We start from the raw sequence: 19,105 nt of genomic DNA, 5'->3' as shown, positions 1-19,105 counted from the left end.
CAACGCTGCTGCGAAAATCGCATTTTTTTTCTAAAACGCAAAAAATCAACAAGTTAAAAACATAAAAAAATCAGTCGAAACGACTGATTTTTAATAACTTTTGAGTTTATTAAGACTTTTCTTACAATAATTTAGTCGATTGTTAATTTTCTATAGCAGCAATACCCGGAAGTGTTTTTCCTTCTAGACTTTCTAACATCGCTCCTCCACCAGTAGAAACATAGCTCACTTTGTCACCAAATCCAAATTGCTTTACCGCAGCAACAGAATCGCCACCACCTACAAGAGAAAAAGCTCCTTTTTCTGTAGCTTCGGCAATAGAATGTCCTAAGGCAATTGTTCCATTAGCAAAATTTTCCATTTCAAAAACACCTAAAGGTCCATTCCAAAGTATTGTCTTAGAATCTAGAATTACTTGATGAAAATTCTTTATCGTTTCTGGTCCTGCATCTAATCCTTGCCACCCATCAGGAATTGTATCTACACTCATTGCCTTTGTATTAGCATTATTATCAAATGCATCTGCCCCAATTACATCAACCGGCAAGTGTATTTGCACTCCTTTTTCTTCAGCTTTCTTTAAAATCTCTAATGCTAATTCTTGTTTATCATCTTCGCAAATAGAGTCTCCTATTTTTCCTCCTTGCGCTTTAATAAATGTATACGTCATCCCTCCACCAACAATCAAATTATCTACTTTATCAAGGATGTTTTCTATAATTGTAATTTTAGAAGAAACCTTAGAGCCTCCAAGAACAGCCGTAATTGGTTTTTCTCCACTTTTAAGTACCTTATCAATACTCTCTATTTCTTTTGCTAATAAACTTCCGAAACATTTATTTTCTGGAAAAAATTGCGCCACAATCGTTGTAGAGGCATGTGCTCTATGCGCTGTTCCAAAAGCATCGTTAACATAAACATCTCCTAGTTTTGACAATTGTTCTGCAAAATTAGTATCACCAGCTGTTTCTTCCGTATGAAATCTTAAGTTTTCTAAAAGTAATACCTCTCCCGGGTTTAATTGTGCAACTGCTGCTTCTGCTACTTCTCCTACGCAATTAGATACAAATTTCACCTGTACCCCAATTACATCCGCAACTTGCTCTACAATATGATCTAATGAAAACTCATCCTGAACTCCTTTAGGACGACCTAAGTGCGACATTAAAACAGCACTTCCACCATCTTCTAATATCTTAATAATAGTTGGTTTAGCAGCCTGAATTCTCGTGTTATCAGTTACTTTAAAATTTTCATCAAGTGGAACATTAAAATCTACTCTGATTAATGCTTTTTTATTTTCAAAATTGAAATCATTAATTGTCTTCATCGGATTGGATTGATTTTGGTAAACGAAAATAATTTTATTTCCTCAAAAACACTGAAAACAAATTGAAAAATTAAACTAATTTTTCTGCAAACTTCCACTTTTATCGATTTTTAGCAAAAAGAGAGCTTTCAATGAAAAAATCACATTTTATTTATATCTATTACACGCGATACATATTGTACATTATTAAATTATATTTGCTTTATGCTTTTTTCAAAAATATTAGGGCTTTCACATATCAAAAGCTACCTCACCACTAGTGTAGAAAGAGGTCGTATTCCTCATGCTCAACTTTTTGTAGGACCTAGTGGTAGTGGCACCCTACCTATGGCTATTGCCTATGCTCAATATATTTTATGTCAAAATAAAGAAGGTGAGAACACCGGAGGTAATTCCTCTTGTAATATAAAGTTTGATCATTTAGCACATCCCGATTTGCATTTTGCATATCCTGTGGCTACTAATGATAAAGTAAAAAAACATCCTACTGCGAATCACTTTGCTGAAGAATGGAGAGCTTTTATAAATGACAATCCTTATGGAAGTATTTTTGATTGGTACCTTTCATTAGGTATTGAAAAAAAGCAAGGACAAATTGGTGTTGATGAAGCATTGGATGTTGTAAAGAAGTTATCACTAAAAAGTTACGAAGGTGGTTTTAAGGTCATGCTAATCTGGATGGCTGACAAAATGAATATCGCTGCTTCTAATAAACTGCTTAAACTAATTGAAGAACCTCCAGAAAAAACCGTTTTCATCTTAATTACGGAAAACGAGGAGCAATTGATACAAACCATAAGGTCTAGATGTCAAGTACTACACTTTCCTCCTTTGGGTGAACAAGTTATAAAAGATGCCTTAAAAGCATTGGAAAATGTTTCTGATACAGAAGCTTTAAAAATTGCACACCAAGCAAATGGAAATTATAGTAAAGCATTACACCTATTACATCACGATGGTGGTGATGAACAGTTTGAAGACTGGTTTATACAATGGGTGCGAACAGCTTTTAGAGCTAAAGGAAATAAATCTGCAGTGAATGATTTAATCAATTGGAGTGAATCTATCGCAGGATCAGGAAGGGAAACACAAAAAAGGTTTTTAAACTATTGTCTTGATTTTTTTAGACAAGCATTATTATTAAATTATAATGCAGAAGATCTTGTATTCCTCGAACCCAAAACTAATGGTTTTAAGCTTAAGAATTTCGCACCATTCATTCACGGTGGTAATATTATGGATATAAGTAATGAATTACAAGACGCAATTTATCATATAGAACGCAATGGTAACGCAAAAATCATCTTGACTGATCTATCTATTAAACTTACTCGATTATTGCATAAAAAAGCTTTATAAGCATTTTTTAGAATTTCAAAACTAAACTCAATTTTATGGACAATTTTATGACTCATATTGTTTCAATTACGATTTTACTGTTTTTACTTATCACTTTTTTACAATCTGGTATCGATAAAATTGCAGACTGGAAAGGAAATCTAGGTTGGTTAAAAGAGCATTTTTCAAAAACATTTTTAAGAAATATGGTACCGACCCTTCTAGGGTCTGTTTTAATTATTGAAATCATCACTTCAATCCTATGTATTGGTGGTATCTATCATTTAATAATGGATAATCATACTGGATTTGCAATTGCAGCAATGTTCGCTGCATGTATCACTCTTTTAATGCTTCTGTTTGGTCAACGAGTTGCTAAGGACTATCCAGGTGCTTTAACTATTACATGCTATTTTATAGTAGCTGTTTTTGGGTTATATGTAATTACCTCATAAAAAAAGAGCACTATAAAAGTGCTCTTTTTGTTTACTTTAAAACTTATACTATATTTAATACGTACATCCACATTTACTTTGTCTACATCCGAAATCTATTCCTAAAGTAATCATATGCGATCCTGCTGCATTACTGGCATCAAATACTTCATTCACATTTACTTGATATCCATAGGCAACATAGAAATTAGATTTTTTAATACCAATCATCGGAGAAACAGATAACGGTTTAAAATCCTGATCTACTAATGACCTTAAACTTATTCCAGCCCAATAATAATCTCCTCTATGTAACTTACGTACTTTTAAATTAAGATCCGCTGTACTTCTACCATCACCAGCAAAGTTCTGATATAACACTGAAGGCTCTACTTCTATATCGCTAAAGCGATCATAAAAAGTATATCCAGAATACACATAGTAGTTCTGTATAGAAGAAGGTTCCGTAGGATTAAAATCATCTATTTGCTTCTGTAGTAAATTCACCGCATTAGCACTTAAGAAGAATCTTCCTAATCGATACAATACTCCAATATCAAAGTTGGAGTTATTTACTGTAACATTCTCTAAACTTTCACTAGGCGGCATATTAGGGTCTCCATCATTGAACTGAGATGTGTCTATTCCAAACTGAGTAAACTTATAACTAATACCAAAGGATAGGTATTGATTGGTATACTCATTTAGTGTCAAGTGGTGTGCAAAAGATAATTGTACACCTTTTTGAGAAGTTGCTCCATTTTTATCATTAAATAAAATAGCTCCTACACCCGAACGATCAGAAATACGACCATCTATAGACACTGACTGTGTTCCTGGGGCATCAGCAATATCAACCCACTGTTCAAATCCCGAAGCTCGAACCTGCCAACAATCTCCAATACCTGCATAAGCACTAGATATTAAATATGGATTATCTGCAATATATTGGTTTTGAACTGGTGCAAAAAACTCTTGACCATAACTTCTATTACCAACTATAACTGTTATTAAAACTATAGCTATTATTATATGTCTTGTGTACGTTCTCATACTTATTATCTATATAAAGTAAAGTGACCTGTAAACTCTCTGTTATCAATGTCATTAAGAATAATGGTAAACCAATAATCTCCTGATGGCAACTCACTTCCTTGGTAAATTCCATCCCAACCGTTATTGGTTCCTTGATCTCCAACAAACTCAGCTAATAATCTACCATATCTATCGAATACCTTAACTTCCATATCATCAAAGAAGAATGGATCTCTAAACGGATCTTGTCTAGGATACCAGGTATCATTTGTACCATCGCCATCAGGTGTAAAGTAATTCGGAATGATGATGTTAATAAAAATCAACTCTTGAACTCCAACTACCTCACAACCCATATTATCTACAACTCTTAATGCATACTCCGCAGTTTCATCAATAGAGAAAATATTATCATCTAATTCTCTATAATCCGCATCGGTTAAATCATTCACCGTTTGCCCATTAGGTATGATTGCTACAAAATAAGTGTAATCTCCACTACCTCCTGTTACAATAATTTCATACTCATTAGGATCCTGAGGATTATTTGTCATCTGAGCAATTGGTGTTGCTAAAGGAATATATTCTTCTATTGTTATTGATCCTAAATCAAACACACATCCTGTAGGAGTATAAGTCATAGTTCCTTGATATTCTCCTGGTTGTACAATGAATGTTGGAGATAAACTATCTCCTGGACTCACACCTCCATCTAGTGATACTAGGTTGTAAAGAATATCAGTGTCTACAGAGTCATCGCCTAAAATAAAGTCTATGTAATATATAGGTGGTTGATTTATCGAACCATCTGTATTTATTATTGGACAATCAACTCTAGGACTCATTACTCCATTAAGAATAGCTCCTTCTGGAATATCCACTGGTAAGTTTATTCTACAATCATTAGCATCTCTAATAAAGATCGTAGTAGTTCCGCCTGGAAGGTCCATATAAGTCAACACTCCGTCCATAAAATCTCCATCATTATTTGTGATATTTGTTGAATACGGTGGTGTACCTCCGGTAATATCGATAGTAACCGCTCCATCACTATCACCAAAACAAGTTTCTGGCGTTATTGCTCCCACAATATTAGCCATTAACTGATCAGGCTCACCGATAGTTACATCATATACTTGTCCACAACCATTAGCATCCTGTGCAAATACCTGATACGTTCCAGGAACTAAATTGGTAAACGTATGTTGGTTAGGAACATTGTCCGATTCATCGTTAAAGAATTGACCTGGATTTGTACTTATTGCAAAAGAATAATCTGGTGTACCTCCAGCCGCAAATACAATAATAGATCCATTATCCTCTCCGAAACAAACCACATCTGTAATTTGAGGTGGAATATTTTCAAACTCCGCAGGATTTATAATATCGAAATCTACTTGAGCAACACAATTTCTATCACTTCTTACTAAATATGTATAGTTTCCTGGTGGTAAGTCAATAAATTCACTATTATTTTGAGGACCCCAAGTTTGAGTAGTAGTATTATTCGTTAACTCAAAAATATAGTCTCCAATACCTCCGGTAACAGTAGCATTAATAACAGCTGTAGCTTCATTAAAACAGTTAATATTTGCAGCAGTTGTATCTAAAGCAATCATTATCTGATTAATTGGTATTACAGGAACTGGCGAAGATAATTGAGATCTACAACCATTTACATCCTCTACAAAGAATTGATACTCTCCTGCTCCAAGGCCTGTAAAAATTCCAGATCCTCCATTTGCTACTTCATTACCATCTTGATCAACGTAATAATATTCAATGATTGCTACATCACTTGTTCCACTGATTGTTACATCAATTGTATTAATATCACACGTAACTTCTGTAACACTATCTATACTAACAGTAACTTCATTTGGCTCATTTATAATAGCAGTAGTTGTCGCTGTACAATTTAAATTATCAGAAACTGTAATCGTATAAGTTCCTGCACCTAGATTATTGAATACATTAGTAGGCTGTGGTCCACTAGTAGTAACTCCATCAGGGAATGTTAAAGTATACAAATAAGTTCCTGGTCCTTGACCTCCACTAGCAACAACAGTAATACTACCATCAACATCCTCAAAGCAGGTAACACTGCTATCCGCTATTGGATCAACAATTATAGCATTAGGTGACTGTATGGTAAACTGCTCATCATCGGTACATCCTTGACTATCTTCAGCAGTAACCGTATACAATCCAGCAGTTAGATTTTCGAATAACCCTGTTGTATTAGAAATAGCGCCAGGAGTTAACGTATATGTAACTGTTCCTTGTGCTCCAGTAACAGACGCTTGGAAAGATCCATCACTACCAGGAACACAAGACTCTACCGTGTTGATAGCTGATATAGCTGTTACAATTGGTGCACCAGGTCCTGTAATTGCAACAACATTCGATCGTTCTGTACACAATGGATCCGCGGTTTCCACAATTTCTACAATATATACACCTTGTGGTAAATTAACCGGTAAAATATATGGATTTGGATCCGTTGTTGTATCTCCTGTTCCAGAGAACGCTGTTGGATTCCCATTTTCATCAAGAATTGTAAAATTATATGGTCCTGTATATCCAGTTATCGATATATTGATCGTACCATCTGCATCTCCTAAACAAGTTTCAGGTGTTTCCTCAGCAGCTACCAATTCTACAAAATCGAATTGATCAATTTCATGAGTAACAGTAATCGTACACATCGTAATCTGATCTGTAATTCTAAATGTATAAATACCTAAAGGTCTTGGTAACACAAAATTAGCTGTTGACACACCAGCAGGTGTATCTACAGGTGCAGGTGGATTAATCACTGTACCAGTATTGTCAATTAATTCAAACAAGAAATCCCCTGAACCTCCCTGTACAGATACAGTAACTTCTTCATCAACAGCACAAGTGATATCTGTTACGATAGCAACAGCAGGATTTGTCATTATTGGGAATGGTGCTACTGTTTCCGTTTCAGTTACAGGATTTGTAGCACAGCTATTACTATCCGTAACTGAAATTAAATAATCTCCTTCTTCATCAGCAGTAATTTCATAATCTATTTCAGGAGTACCTAAATTAGCGTCAGCGATATCTAATTCAGTTACAACTACTCCAGAAGGTGTTTCATAAGAAATACTATATGGTGCAGTTCCAGCTGTTATTGTTACAGTAATTATAGGGAATACTGAACTATTATCTGGAGCACAGCTATATGCACTTTGAGAAATTGCTACAGCAACTTGCGTAGCATTCGCAACCGTAATAGCAACCTGACCAGAACAACTTCTATCTGAGGTTACCACAACTACGTAATCTCCAAATGGTAAATCAGTAAATACTGGATTATCTATTTGATCAACTCCAACCTGTTGCGCTAAATCAGGGTTTCCTGTTCCATCATCAACATATATTTGATATGTGTAAGGACCATCTAAATCAGTACCTGTTTGTAATGTCACGGTAACTGTTCCATCGGTCGCTCCTATACATGATACAGCAGTTGACGTTGCAGATGGAATAGGATCCAACGGCACCGTTAATTCTGGAACATCTATTGTAATTGTACACGGCGTAGTAATCGCAGCGATATTAACATCTGTAATTTCCACTATATAATCACCCGCAGCGATTGGAGTAAAAATATTATTTCCTACCTGAGGTCCAGCAACAATTGCGTTTGTAGCTTCATCTCTTAGGGTAAAAGTGAAATTACCTGGATTGACAGCAAAATCTGATCCACCATTAACTGTTACTGTTATTGTTCCATCAACATCTCTACAAGTAGGGTCCGTCGTGAAATCTGCAGTAGCAGTTAATTCTGGTAATATCGTTATTGATTCCACATTAGAAGGACATCCATTTTCATCATATGCAGTAACCGTATAAGTTCCAGGAGTAGCTACAGTGAATGTATGCGCAGTACTTCCGTTATTAGCATCTTCTATAACACCTGTATCTAATTGGAATCTTAATATTCCTGAACCTGGCGGTACCGGAACATTACTAGTTCCTGATGCAGATATTACATAACTTCCATCATGAGTACATACATCATCCGCCGTAAGTGGATTAAGTACAGGATTATCAGTTCTATTTACCGTAACCACTATAGAAGCAGGATTAGAAGTACAGGAATTATCATCCACAACACTAATTGTATAATCGGTACTAGTGCCCGTAACAGGTAAATCAAATATTCCTGTTGTGTTTGTAGTTGTAAATGTTCCTCCACTTGGCACATCTGTTGCAGTAAAAGTATAAGGAGATGTTCCTCCAGAAGCTGTTACTACAACTCTTCCATCTTCATTACAATTTGCATTAGTATTAGAATCTAAGGCTAATAGTAATTCTGTAGGTTGAGCAATATTGACAACATTAGACGTATCATTACAAGTAGAAACAGGATCTATAATTGAAACCTGAATACTTCCTGCTTCTAAACCAGTTATGGTAATAGGGTTCTGTACAGTGGTATCTGCACCTATAGGGCCTGTAACGGTTCCTGTAGTCGTATTTGTTACTGTATAATTATAAGGACCTGTATGCCCTGTAACAGTAAGTTCAATATTTCCGGTAGCATCTCCAAAACATAGAATATCTGGAGTAACTACTGCAATATTTGCTTCAATAGTATCATATGGCAATATTTCATAAGGAGCTGTATCAATTGAACAACCAGTTCCTGTATCCGTGACTCTAAAGATATAATTACCAACTCCAGGAAGGAAGAATGATGCACTAGTAGTAGTAGCACCTCCTGACGCAACTCCTAATTGAGAAGGAACTGCTCCATTAATTTCAACAAAATCATAAGGTCCTGTTCCTCCTGTTACAGTAACTGTAACTTCTTCAGTATTTGTAGCACAATCTATTGGTGTTACCTGATTAACTACCGCGTCCGTCATTATCGGGAATGGAGGTATATTAAACGGCACCAATACATTTGGACAATCATTAGTGTCAAAGATTGTGAATGTATAATTACCTGCTTCATTTGCTATAATCTGAATACCTGCTATTCCCGTATCCGTATCCAATGTTGCAGGATCTACAGGGCCAACTACGTCTCCAGATGGATCTGTATATGAAATTGTATATGGTGAATTACCTCCACTAAAGTTATCTACTGTAATTACAGGTAAGTTAACATTAGCACCAGTACATCCATATGGCGACTCCAAAGTAACACTAGCTGTAGCTAGTGTAGGCTGATCGATTATATAATCTTCAGTATCCAAACAAATCACATTTAAAGCTCCGTTTGGCTTAGTAACCCTTACTTCAATAGTATACGTTCCAATACCCAAACCTGAGAATACAGGACTTGTTTGAAATGGAGTTACATTTGCTACTGGTGCAGAAATTCTATATTCATAAATAACCGCTGGATCAGCATCTGTCGATGCCGCTGTTAATGCAGCCGTTATTACACCATCCATATCACCTATACAAGTAACGAATGTTGTTTCTGGCACTAATACTGGTGGTGTTGGTGCATCAATACTAACTGGTGCAGAGAACGAACAGAAAGGAGCTGTTCCTCTTCCGGCATCGGTAACTACAACAACGTAATCTCCTGGTGCTACTCCTGTAAATACGAATGGACTCGTTCCTACAACTCCTGCTTGAACAACACCTCCAAAGGAATCCTGTAGTTCAAATGTCAAAGCTCCTTGATCATTACCAGATGTAATAGTTGCTGTTATTTCTCCATCCGCGTTTTCACAATCTGGAGCTGTTGTAAATGTAGCGCTTACCACCAATTCGTCATATACTGTTACCGGTGTAGAGACAGAACAACCAGACTCATCTGTAACTGTAATTGTATAGGTTCCTGGAGTAGATACTATAAACTGATGGTTATTGTTATCTATACTACCTGTAACAGCAGTTCCTCCATCTATTTGGTACAATAATGTTCCTAAACCTGTTCCATCTACATCAATTACATTGCTATTGTCATATGCACAATCATCTACAAAATCGGCTACTACCGTTGGTAATGGATTTACCACTACGGTAACATCTACAGGACCAAAACTACATCCATTAAGATCTGCTACCCAAATATCAAAATCTCCCGCAGTATTACCTAGATCAATTGTGTTATCATTTAATGGATACGTACCTGGATCACCAGCACCATCGGCCACTACAGCATATGTATATCCATCCGTAGTTGGTGGTATTCCAAAAGGTGTACCGCCATCAGTATCCATAATTACCTGTGCATTCGTACCACAACTATTAGCTGCGGTAAGATTGGTAGCTACAGAAGTTAGTGGATCTGGAAGATCAATTTCAAACTCTTGTCTGTTCGAACATAATGTTCCATTATCTTCTCTAACTATAACATAATATCTTCCCGGAGGGAAATTAGAAATGGTTACTGGAACCGTCGCAGGAGATACTACCGCTGAAGTACCCGAAAAAGCAGCTCCTAAAGAAACATTTGTAAACTGATCAAATACTTCCCACGAAACAGATGTAACAGTAGGATCATAACCAGAAATCTCAAAACTTATTTCCCCATCATCCAATGCTGGTGCTTCATTACATGTAACATCTGTTGATGTAAAATTAAGAATGTCTGGATCAGACGGAGGCATTACCGGTGGCACCAATTCTTGGTATAAACAACCCGTAGCGTTATCTCTTACTTCTAAGATATAAGTTCTATTAAACTGAAGAACATCAAAAACACCTGCCGTCATCCCTCCATAACGATGAATTCTTATTGGTGTTGTTGCGTCTACCACGGTAGCATTTAAAGGTTCATCATTTAAAGGTACAAACGTACCCAATGGTCCAGTCTCTCCTACAATTCGAATATCAAATCCAGGTGGTGGATTAACCGGAATCGCTGCAACACCAGAACCGCCTTGTACACTAATATCAAAAATAACACCGTCAAGGCAATTCCCTGTTGGCACTACAGATTGGATCAAATCATCTGGTGGAGAAAAAATATTAAATGGTCCAATAGGGTCCGGGTTGGAAACACAACCATTATCATCTTCTACAAAAATGAAATACTGACCAAAATCTAGGGAATCAAAACGAACTGTTGTTGACGCTGTCGGTCCTACTGTACTAAGTATAGTAGAAAAATCAACAGCATTTACCAAACTATACGTATATGGTCCTGTACCTCCTGCAATTTCTAAATCTATTGCTCCTAACTCGGTAACAATAACAGATCCACCGCAGGTAACCGGTGTTTCCACTCTACTTACCTCTACTATCTCATCTGGAGCTATTATCTCTACTGTACCTGTTTCAAGACAACCTCTAGCACTTCTTACAGTAAAATCATACACTGCTTCTGAAAGATTAGGGAAAGTTATTTGTGTTCCTGTAATCGTTACAAAAGTTCCTGTATTCTCGAAATCAATTTCATAAGGAGTTTCTGTACCATTAACTATAATTACAGCAGTACCTGTATCTCCAAAACAATCTACATTAACATCGTTCGCTGTTATTGCAATTGGTGCCGGATCTGTAACTGTAAAAGGAGAAGTAGTAAATGTACATCCTCTATCATCAGTAACTCTAAAAATATAAGTTCCAGCTCCTGAAGTAGCTACATAATCAACAAATGGTGTAGTACCATTAGTAATGTGATCTACAAAAGCACCTCCATTAAATGAAACCGCAATGTCATAAGGCGTGTATCCTCCATTCACAACAAAAGAAAAAGAAGCATCTTGAGGAACACCTGCGGCATTACACGCAATATCTGCTACTTGAGTAACATCAAGTGAAACTGCCTCTGCAATAGTTTCCGTAAGTGTTACTGGACAACCATTGCTATCTGTTATTGTAATTGTATATGTTCCTGCCTGTGTTAATGCAGGCGTTGTAGTAAAAGTAGTAAGCGCACCCACATTAGTGTCAGGTATTACTATCGTTCCACCTAATGCAACATTATAAATGTAATCTGGGGTTCCAGAGTTTGTTCCGTCAATGTTTATAGTAAAACTTACCGTTCCATCATCTAAACAGAAATCAGAACCAGTATCTACTGTAGCTGCTATCTGTGGTAATTGATTAATATCTAAAGTTTGTGTAGCAGATACACAAGAGTTACTATCTGTTACTATAATTTGATATCCTGTTCCGTTCGGAACATTTAAATAAGGATCAGTAACTGGTCTACTTGGACCAACAGCAGTTCCTCCTGAATCATTTAATATCCAAGTGTAACCAACACCACTTCCACCCATCACATTACTAATGCTAACTGTACTTGTATTAGCAACACAATCTTGATCAATAGGATCTATAGTAAAAGTAATAACGTCAGGTTCTCCAATAATTACTTGATCTGTAGCCGTACAATTAGTCCTTTCATCTGTAACTAAAATATCATATGTTCCAGCTGCTAGTATATCACCTGTTGGAATAGTTGCGGCATTTTGACCTGTTGCCTGTGCAACAATAGTACCACCAATAGAAACCTCATATTCATATGTTTCTGTAGTCAAATCAATTCCTGAAACTGTAAATGATAATTCCCCTGTACTTTGTCCATTACATAAAGGTTCATTTACAATAGTAGCATTCACTGCTATTAAATCAATAGTAGGGACTGTAAATGTTTCAGTATATACACATCCGTCAGTATCTGTTCTAGCTAAAAATGTATATGTTGTTCCAGAGGTTAAACCCGTAAACACATTAGATACCTGAGGACCTACTGTTATTGGAGCGGTAATTTCATACATTACAGTACTCGTTCCATCTAAAGTTGGAGTCAATGTAACATCTGCTTCTAAAGCAGGACATTGAACTTGTGTAGCAGCAAATTCTAAATCTGTTACTTGCACTAGTGGATCAATTGTTAACTGACCTAAGTTTATTGGACAGGATACCGTATTAGCATCTCTAATATATAATGTATAGGTTCCATCTGTTAATCCTGTAAATATTCCTGTGGTATTACTAAAGTCAACTCCATCTATACTATATGCATATGGTGCAGTACCATTTGCGGGGTTAGATACTGTAATCGTACCTAATTGAGGAGTTGTACTCGATCCTGTTGCATCACATCTATATTCTTGAGTGATATCTATATCCGCTGTTATTGCAACTGGAGCAACAATTGTGGCGTTGACATCCAATGTACAAGCAGGACTAGCTCCCGATCCATCAGTAATAGTTATTGTGTGTGGTCCTACTGGAACATTATTAAACGTTATTGGCCCAGTTCCTGTTGGTCCTTGCGTAGTAGTTGCGTCTCCATCCAACACATACGTGAATGGTCCTTCTCCTGCTGTAACCGTAATTTCTATACTTCCGTTATCAGTAGGACAATCTGGATTTGTAATTACAGGTGCACTTGTAGCAATAGCTTCATATGCTGTAACCGTCTCTGGATTAGAGAAAGCTGTACATCCTTGATCATCTGTAACCTGAACAACATATGTTCCTGGTGTTGAAATTGTATGAGGAGATGTAATATTAGCTTGTACTAATGTTGGTGGTGAACCTTGAGCATATAAATCAAACTGCGTATACACTGTACTTCCTCCTACAGGAACAAAAGTTAAACTAGCATCTTCATTACAATTAATATCATTAGCCAAATCTGCAGTTATCGTCAGTTCCGGATTTATCGTAAACGGTAATGCCGCAGTAGAACAATTTGTAGCTGTATTTGTAACAACTACTGTATAATTTCCTGGCGTTAGATTAGGAATCTCAAATGTGTTTGCTGGAGCAGGTGTTGCTACCGGTAAAAACGTTATCAAAACTCCTGTTCCTCCATTAAGACTATACTCAAAAGGACCTAAAGGAGTAGGTATTCCTGGAGTAATTGTTACCCATTGAGTTGCTTGATCCGTTCCATCATAACAATTATCTCCTCCTGTTGCCAATGCTATTGTAGGCGAAGCAGATTGAGTAATTGATTCTGTATTATTAATTTCACAAGCCGCAGCAGAATTACCATCTCTTACAAAAATAGTATATGTGTCAACTACAAGGCCTGTAAATACATTATTTGTGTTAGGGTAATCGACAATTACTCCACCTCCACTATCTACTAATCTATATTGATAATTTCCTCTTCCTCCATTAGCAGTTACCGTAATAGTACCAGTATTGGCACCACAATTAGTCTCAGTAGCCACTGTGGTAAAGGTAAGTGGTGTTGCTGGCTCTGTTATATCTACAGTTGCTGTATCAGAACAGTTTAACGGTGAACCTGAACCTCCTGGATTAGTATCTGTAACAGTAATAATATACGTTCCTGCGGCTAATCCTGTAACATTTACCGGACTTGTAGTAATACCATTCCCCGAGTCAACAGTAGTTCCTCCAAGTGTAACTGTATAATCAAAAGAAGTACTATTTGTTACCGTAAAAGATAACGCTCCATTACTTTCGCCCACACAAACTACAGGTGTAGTTTCTACTGCATTAGTTATATCTATAGGATCAATTACATCTACTCTGTAATCATCACTAAATGTACATTGATCATCACTTCTTCTTGCAGTAACAGTGTAAGTTACTCCTTGTGCAATTGTATAACTATTTGTAGTTAAAAACCCTGTGTTTCCTGTAGCACCTGTTCCTGTAGCTGGATCAGGAGAGACATCATATTCATAAACAACTCCAGCTGTTATATCAGCAGCTGATAATGCTGGTTGCGCTTCGAAACTTACTTCTGAACTTTGACTTGTACAATCACCGTCTCCATCCGTAAAGGTAATAGAATCAATAGCTACAAGTGCAGGTACATCAATAGCAAACGGAGCTGCACAATCTGCACTTCCTTGGTTTCTAATGTATACTGTATAAGAACCATCTATACTTACCAAAATATCAAATGGAGTAGTTGTTACATTTGTAAAAGTAACATTATCTAAACTCCACTCATAAGAACCAGAACCTCCTGCTATATTATCTACTTGAATAATAGCGTCTTCGCTACCAACGATACAACTTAATGGTCTTTCAAGAGTCACATCAGCTGTGATTCCTGTTGGGGAACTAATAGAAAATCCATATTGTGTAACTGGACATATTATTGCCTCTGGTACTGGAAAAGAACAGTCAGGATTTGTAATTGCAGGTGTAGTATTAGCATGGGTTACTTGAACTACATATGAATTACCATCAGGAACTCCCGTAAATGTAATCGTTTGACTTCCTGTAGAACTAATATCATTAACCAAAGTCCATAAACTTGGATCTTCATCACTCGGATCAGCAGGATCACTAATACCGTTACCACAATTTGGATCCGCAGCACAATCCCAAAGTTGATATGTATATAATCTTCCTGCTACCGTTGGTGAAACATCTACCTGTATTTGTCCTGTATCTCCAGGACAAGGAGGTTGAGTAACAGTAACATTGTCAATTACAATTGGCTCATATGGTGATATATTATCAATACTTGCAGAAATAACACAAGCTGGTGAACCACTAGGAATACTATTATCACTTATTCTAAATGTATATGTAGTAGCTGGATTTGCAGGACTAGGAATCTCGAAAATATTACACGCTACAAAATTACCATCACCGTTATCATATAAATAATCACCTGAACCATTTAAAACATTTACTTGAACTAAAGCTCCACTATCACAAGTTTCAGGTGCTAATAATACTACTTCCGCGTCAAAAGCTGGAGCAGGATTAATCGTAACAGTTGCATCAAAAACACACTCTGGTGTCGGCCTATTTGAAATTACCTCTACAGTATACGTACCTGCTGGTAAATTATTTTGTGTATAATTACCGTTGTTTGCACTACTATTAGGTACAATTATAGGATCTGCGGCTCCTAATGCAGCACTTGAAATCGTATATTGATATTCAGGTATTCCACCTGTAACAGTTATATTAATTCTTCCAAAACCTGTTCCATTATCATCATTAACACAAGATGGGTCAACTCCTGTAACACTAAATGTTGGGTCAATCGAAGGAACATTTATTGTTTCAGAATACTCACATCCTGGAAAAGTAGTATCAATCGCATACACAGTAACATCACCGGCAGTAGATATAGGAAAAACACCAGTGGTATTTGTATAAGGACCTCCAGATGTTAAACTAAACGCAAAATTAGTAGGTACATTTATTACACTAACACTACCATCACTACCACATTCTATTGGGTTCATGGTTAAGTCTGGTTGGTAATCGTTCTTAAATACACTAAAATAAAATGGTATAATACATCCACCATCAAACTCTGCAAGAATTCTATAATCACCTGCTTCAGAAACAGTATAATCTTCTGTATCTCCTCCTGTAACCTCAACCCAATTGGCATCAGTACAATTACCATCTAACAGAGAACAAGGATCGTTAGGATCTAAAACACATGATCCCGAAGGGGTTAGTCGTTGCCAAGAAATATCATCTAAGCTAGAAGGATCAAAATTAGTTTCGAGTAATTGTGTCTGATCACCACACAATAAAATTTGCGGTATAGGAACACCACTACAATCTTCAGTAACTATGGTCGTGCCATTTACATAATCCAGAACAGGATTCGTAATATCTCTAAAAGCAGTTACTGTAAATTCTTCTGTAAGAGACATACAACTAGGGTCAACACCATCTGTATCTTCTTTAATAACTGTATAAACACCTGTTTGAGGGTTTGGTACATTAAAAAAGTTAACCGTAGTAACTACAGGTGTAGCAATACCAGGCCCCGACCAAGTATATTGATTATAACCTGTACCTGCAACTAAAAGTAACTCATCATCACAAAAAGTTACGTCTAATTGACATGCAGGAACATTAACAAGTATATTAGAAGCTTCGTTTAATTGATCTCCACAAACTCCTAATTGAGAGCTACTAGTAGTACTTCCAAGAGTACCAGACTGTAATCCAGTATAGGTAGCCGTGGCAGAATTTGTAATAACATCGGAACAAGCATCTCTTAATTCTTCACAACTACTTACTAATTGTGCTCTAAATCGTATAAAAATTGGCCCATCTCCAACTCCAACTGGTTCGTCATTTCTAGTTTCTACAATACTTGCAGGTATATTGAACTCTAGTACACCTGGTGACGTTTCTGTATAAGTTACTCCAGGTGGTAACGTGGCATCAACTACTCCTAATAGATTTGTATTAGGGGGTAATATATCTGTGATAATAACTGTTCCATCAACAAAATCTTCATTACCAATATTTTCTATTTCTAAATCGTAAAAAACTTCATCTCCCAGTTCGACATTATTTCCGGTTATTTCCGTAGTACCATCTAAATCAAAAACCTTTTTAATAATTCTTAGTTCAGGCTCTATAATAGTAACAGAAAAAGCATTAAAAAAAACACTATATCGATCTCGATCTGTGAACAACTCAAACGTCGCAGATGTTTGTCCATTACCTACAAGATCTTTTGTGACATTTGGAAGTTCAAAATAATCCATATCAAACCCTTGCGTATTCTCCGAATTAGGAGTTCGGTCTGTAATATAATTACCATCAAAAGATATAGATCCATTAAAAAAATTAGTCGTTGGATTAGCACTTGCATTTCCTTGTCCTAAGGCAGTAAGTCCTCCAGATGTATTCACTATTCTTAATTCATCTCCACCCAAACTAGTATCACCTTCTAATGAAGAAGTACCAAATCTTACATTAACAGGTTCACTAGCTCCTGTAGGTGTCGTAAACCCACTATAGGTAAACTGTAATGGAGTTTGACCACTAAAAATCTGAACAAACCCATCACTCGTACTAATAAACTTAGCCGATTCTTGTTGATCTTCATAAATAGCAACTATAAACCAACCTCCACAGGCACCATCACCACCACTGGTAAAACCTTGTGTAGCATTCATGTTAGCTACCGTATAAGTACCAAAATTATTGTCAGGATCTAATAAACTTGTTACATCCGCATAACAAACATAAGGAAGTTCGTCATTTGCATTATCTCCTAAAGGATTCGTAGGTGTATTTCTATATCCATCAAAAACAACACTGCTTGCCGTTACATCTACATATGTTCCTCCTGGTACCTTAAATTTTATATCTCTAAAATCTGCAGGACCCTGTTTTCTTGGATCTGTAAGGGGTAGGTTGTTTAAAATATCATTTCCTTCATCCGTTGATAGCGTAGCTAGAACTACATTACTCTGTGCCTGCAGTAAAGGTATTAAATCTCCACCGGCAAAATTGGCATTATTTATATCATCATTCCCTACTGATACAGAAGGAATGTTTATTGCCGGACCATTCCCTGTAAGTCTAGGCAAAAGCCCTCCATCATTTACTATTACAACTCCAACCGCACCTGCATTTTGTGCATTAACTACTTTTTCTCTTAGTGAGCAGCTTCCACCATCTCTAATCACAGCTATATTCCCCGATAGCTGTGCTCCATTAGTAATCCCACAACCATTGACAGGTTGAGCTACTACTAAATATGAAGTTACAGGATTTCTTTGTATATCAGAATTGTCATTACTAAACTCCGAGTTTCTGGCAGTATACTGTTGAGCGAGAGGACCGTTATTAATTATTAAAGCTGTATTGGTATCCGAGTTACTAGATATTTCATTATTACTAAAATTATTTGGACTATTACCTCTTGCCATATAATAATTAGCCGACCAATATAATCCGGCATATACTAAACGGCTACAATCTTCTCTAGGTACAGTTAAACCCGCTTCACTAGAGCTAAAAGTAGAGTCATCATTATCAACATCTATAAAAGCCGTAACATAGTTACCATTATTATCATTACCATTATAATTCCTATTTGGATTGGTAAAGGTGGTCCCATTATCATCTTCTATTACACCGACAATATCATTACCGGTCATTACCATGTTTCCTCTAATATTATTGAATTGAGCTCCTGGTCTTGGAGTAAGAGGGACCGATTCTTGCGCACTTATATTACTTATGGTACTGATAATAAATAATATTAACAGTACAGCTTTTTTGGGGAATAGTGTTTTCATAAGCT

5 protein-coding genes are annotated in these 19,105 nt (G+C 36.5%); 2 read left to right on the top strand and 3 right to left on the bottom strand.

Annotated features, from left to right (window positions below; genetic code table 11):
- Positions 1 to 142: 142 nt before the first annotated feature.
- Complete coding sequence (gene pgk / locus D1815_RS16760) at positions 143 to 1,330, bottom strand: phosphoglycerate kinase (RefSeq protein ID WP_118388348.1); 1,188 nt, start codon at positions 1,328 to 1,330, stop codon at positions 143 to 145.
- A gap of 204 nt (positions 1,331 to 1,534) precedes the next feature.
- On the opposite strand from pgk, the gene D1815_RS16755 reads away from it, so the two are divergent.
- Both D1815_RS16755 and D1815_RS16750 read left to right on the top strand, forming a co-directional pair.
- Positions 1,535 to 2,689 (top strand): DNA polymerase III subunit, encoded by a 1,155-nt coding sequence (locus D1815_RS16755; protein ID WP_118388346.1) that lies wholly within the window; start codon positions 1,535 to 1,537, stop codon positions 2,687 to 2,689.
- Between the two features lie 35 nt (positions 2,690 to 2,724).
- A complete protein-coding gene (locus D1815_RS16750) occupies positions 2,725 to 3,123 on the top strand; it encodes a DoxX family protein (protein ID WP_199726729.1) in 399 nt (132 codons plus the stop codon).
- Between the two features lie 54 nt (positions 3,124 to 3,177).
- Here D1815_RS16750 and D1815_RS16745 read toward each other — a convergent pair whose 3' ends face one another.
- Together D1815_RS16745 and D1815_RS16740 are read right to left on the bottom strand one after the other, a co-directional pair.
- Positions 3,178 to 4,155: a type IX secretion system membrane protein PorP/SprF gene (locus tag D1815_RS16745; protein WP_118388344.1), complete on the bottom strand. Its 978-nt coding sequence runs from the start codon at positions 4,153 to 4,155 to the stop codon at positions 3,178 to 3,180.
- Between the two features lie 5 nt (positions 4,156 to 4,160).
- The gene (locus tag D1815_RS16740; protein WP_118388342.1) at positions 4,161 to 19,100 is read right to left on the bottom strand and encodes a T9SS type B sorting domain-containing protein; all 14,940 of its coding nucleotides are present in this window, start codon (positions 19,098 to 19,100) and stop codon (positions 4,161 to 4,163) included.
- Positions 19,101 to 19,105 lie beyond the last annotated feature (5 nt).

This window comes from Aquimarina sp. AD1 (assembly GCF_003443695.1).
In the GTDB taxonomy this organism is placed as follows: Bacteria; Bacteroidota; Bacteroidia; order Flavobacteriales; family Flavobacteriaceae; genus Aquimarina; species Aquimarina latercula.
The sequence above is the reverse complement of the archived record's forward strand: the minus strand, read 5'-3'. Positions and strand labels throughout refer to the sequence as shown.

Excerpts from the sequence above, each read along its gene's own strand:
- D1815_RS16740 (WP_118388342.1), bottom strand. The coding sequence starts at position 19,100 with ATGAAAACACTATTCCCCAAAAAAGCTGTACTGTTAATATTATTTATT.
- D1815_RS16745 (WP_118388344.1), bottom strand. The coding sequence starts at position 4,155 with ATGAGAACGTACACAAGACATATAATAATAGCTATAGTTTTAATAACA.
- D1815_RS16750 (WP_199726729.1), top strand. The coding sequence starts at position 2,725 with ATGGACAATTTTATGACTCATATTGTTTCAATTACGATTTTACTGTTT.
- D1815_RS16755 (WP_118388346.1), top strand. The coding sequence starts at position 1,535 with ATGCTTTTTTCAAAAATATTAGGGCTTTCACATATCAAAAGCTACCTC.
- pgk (WP_118388348.1), bottom strand. The coding sequence starts at position 1,330 with ATGAAGACAATTAATGATTTCAATTTTGAAAATAAAAAAGCATTAATC.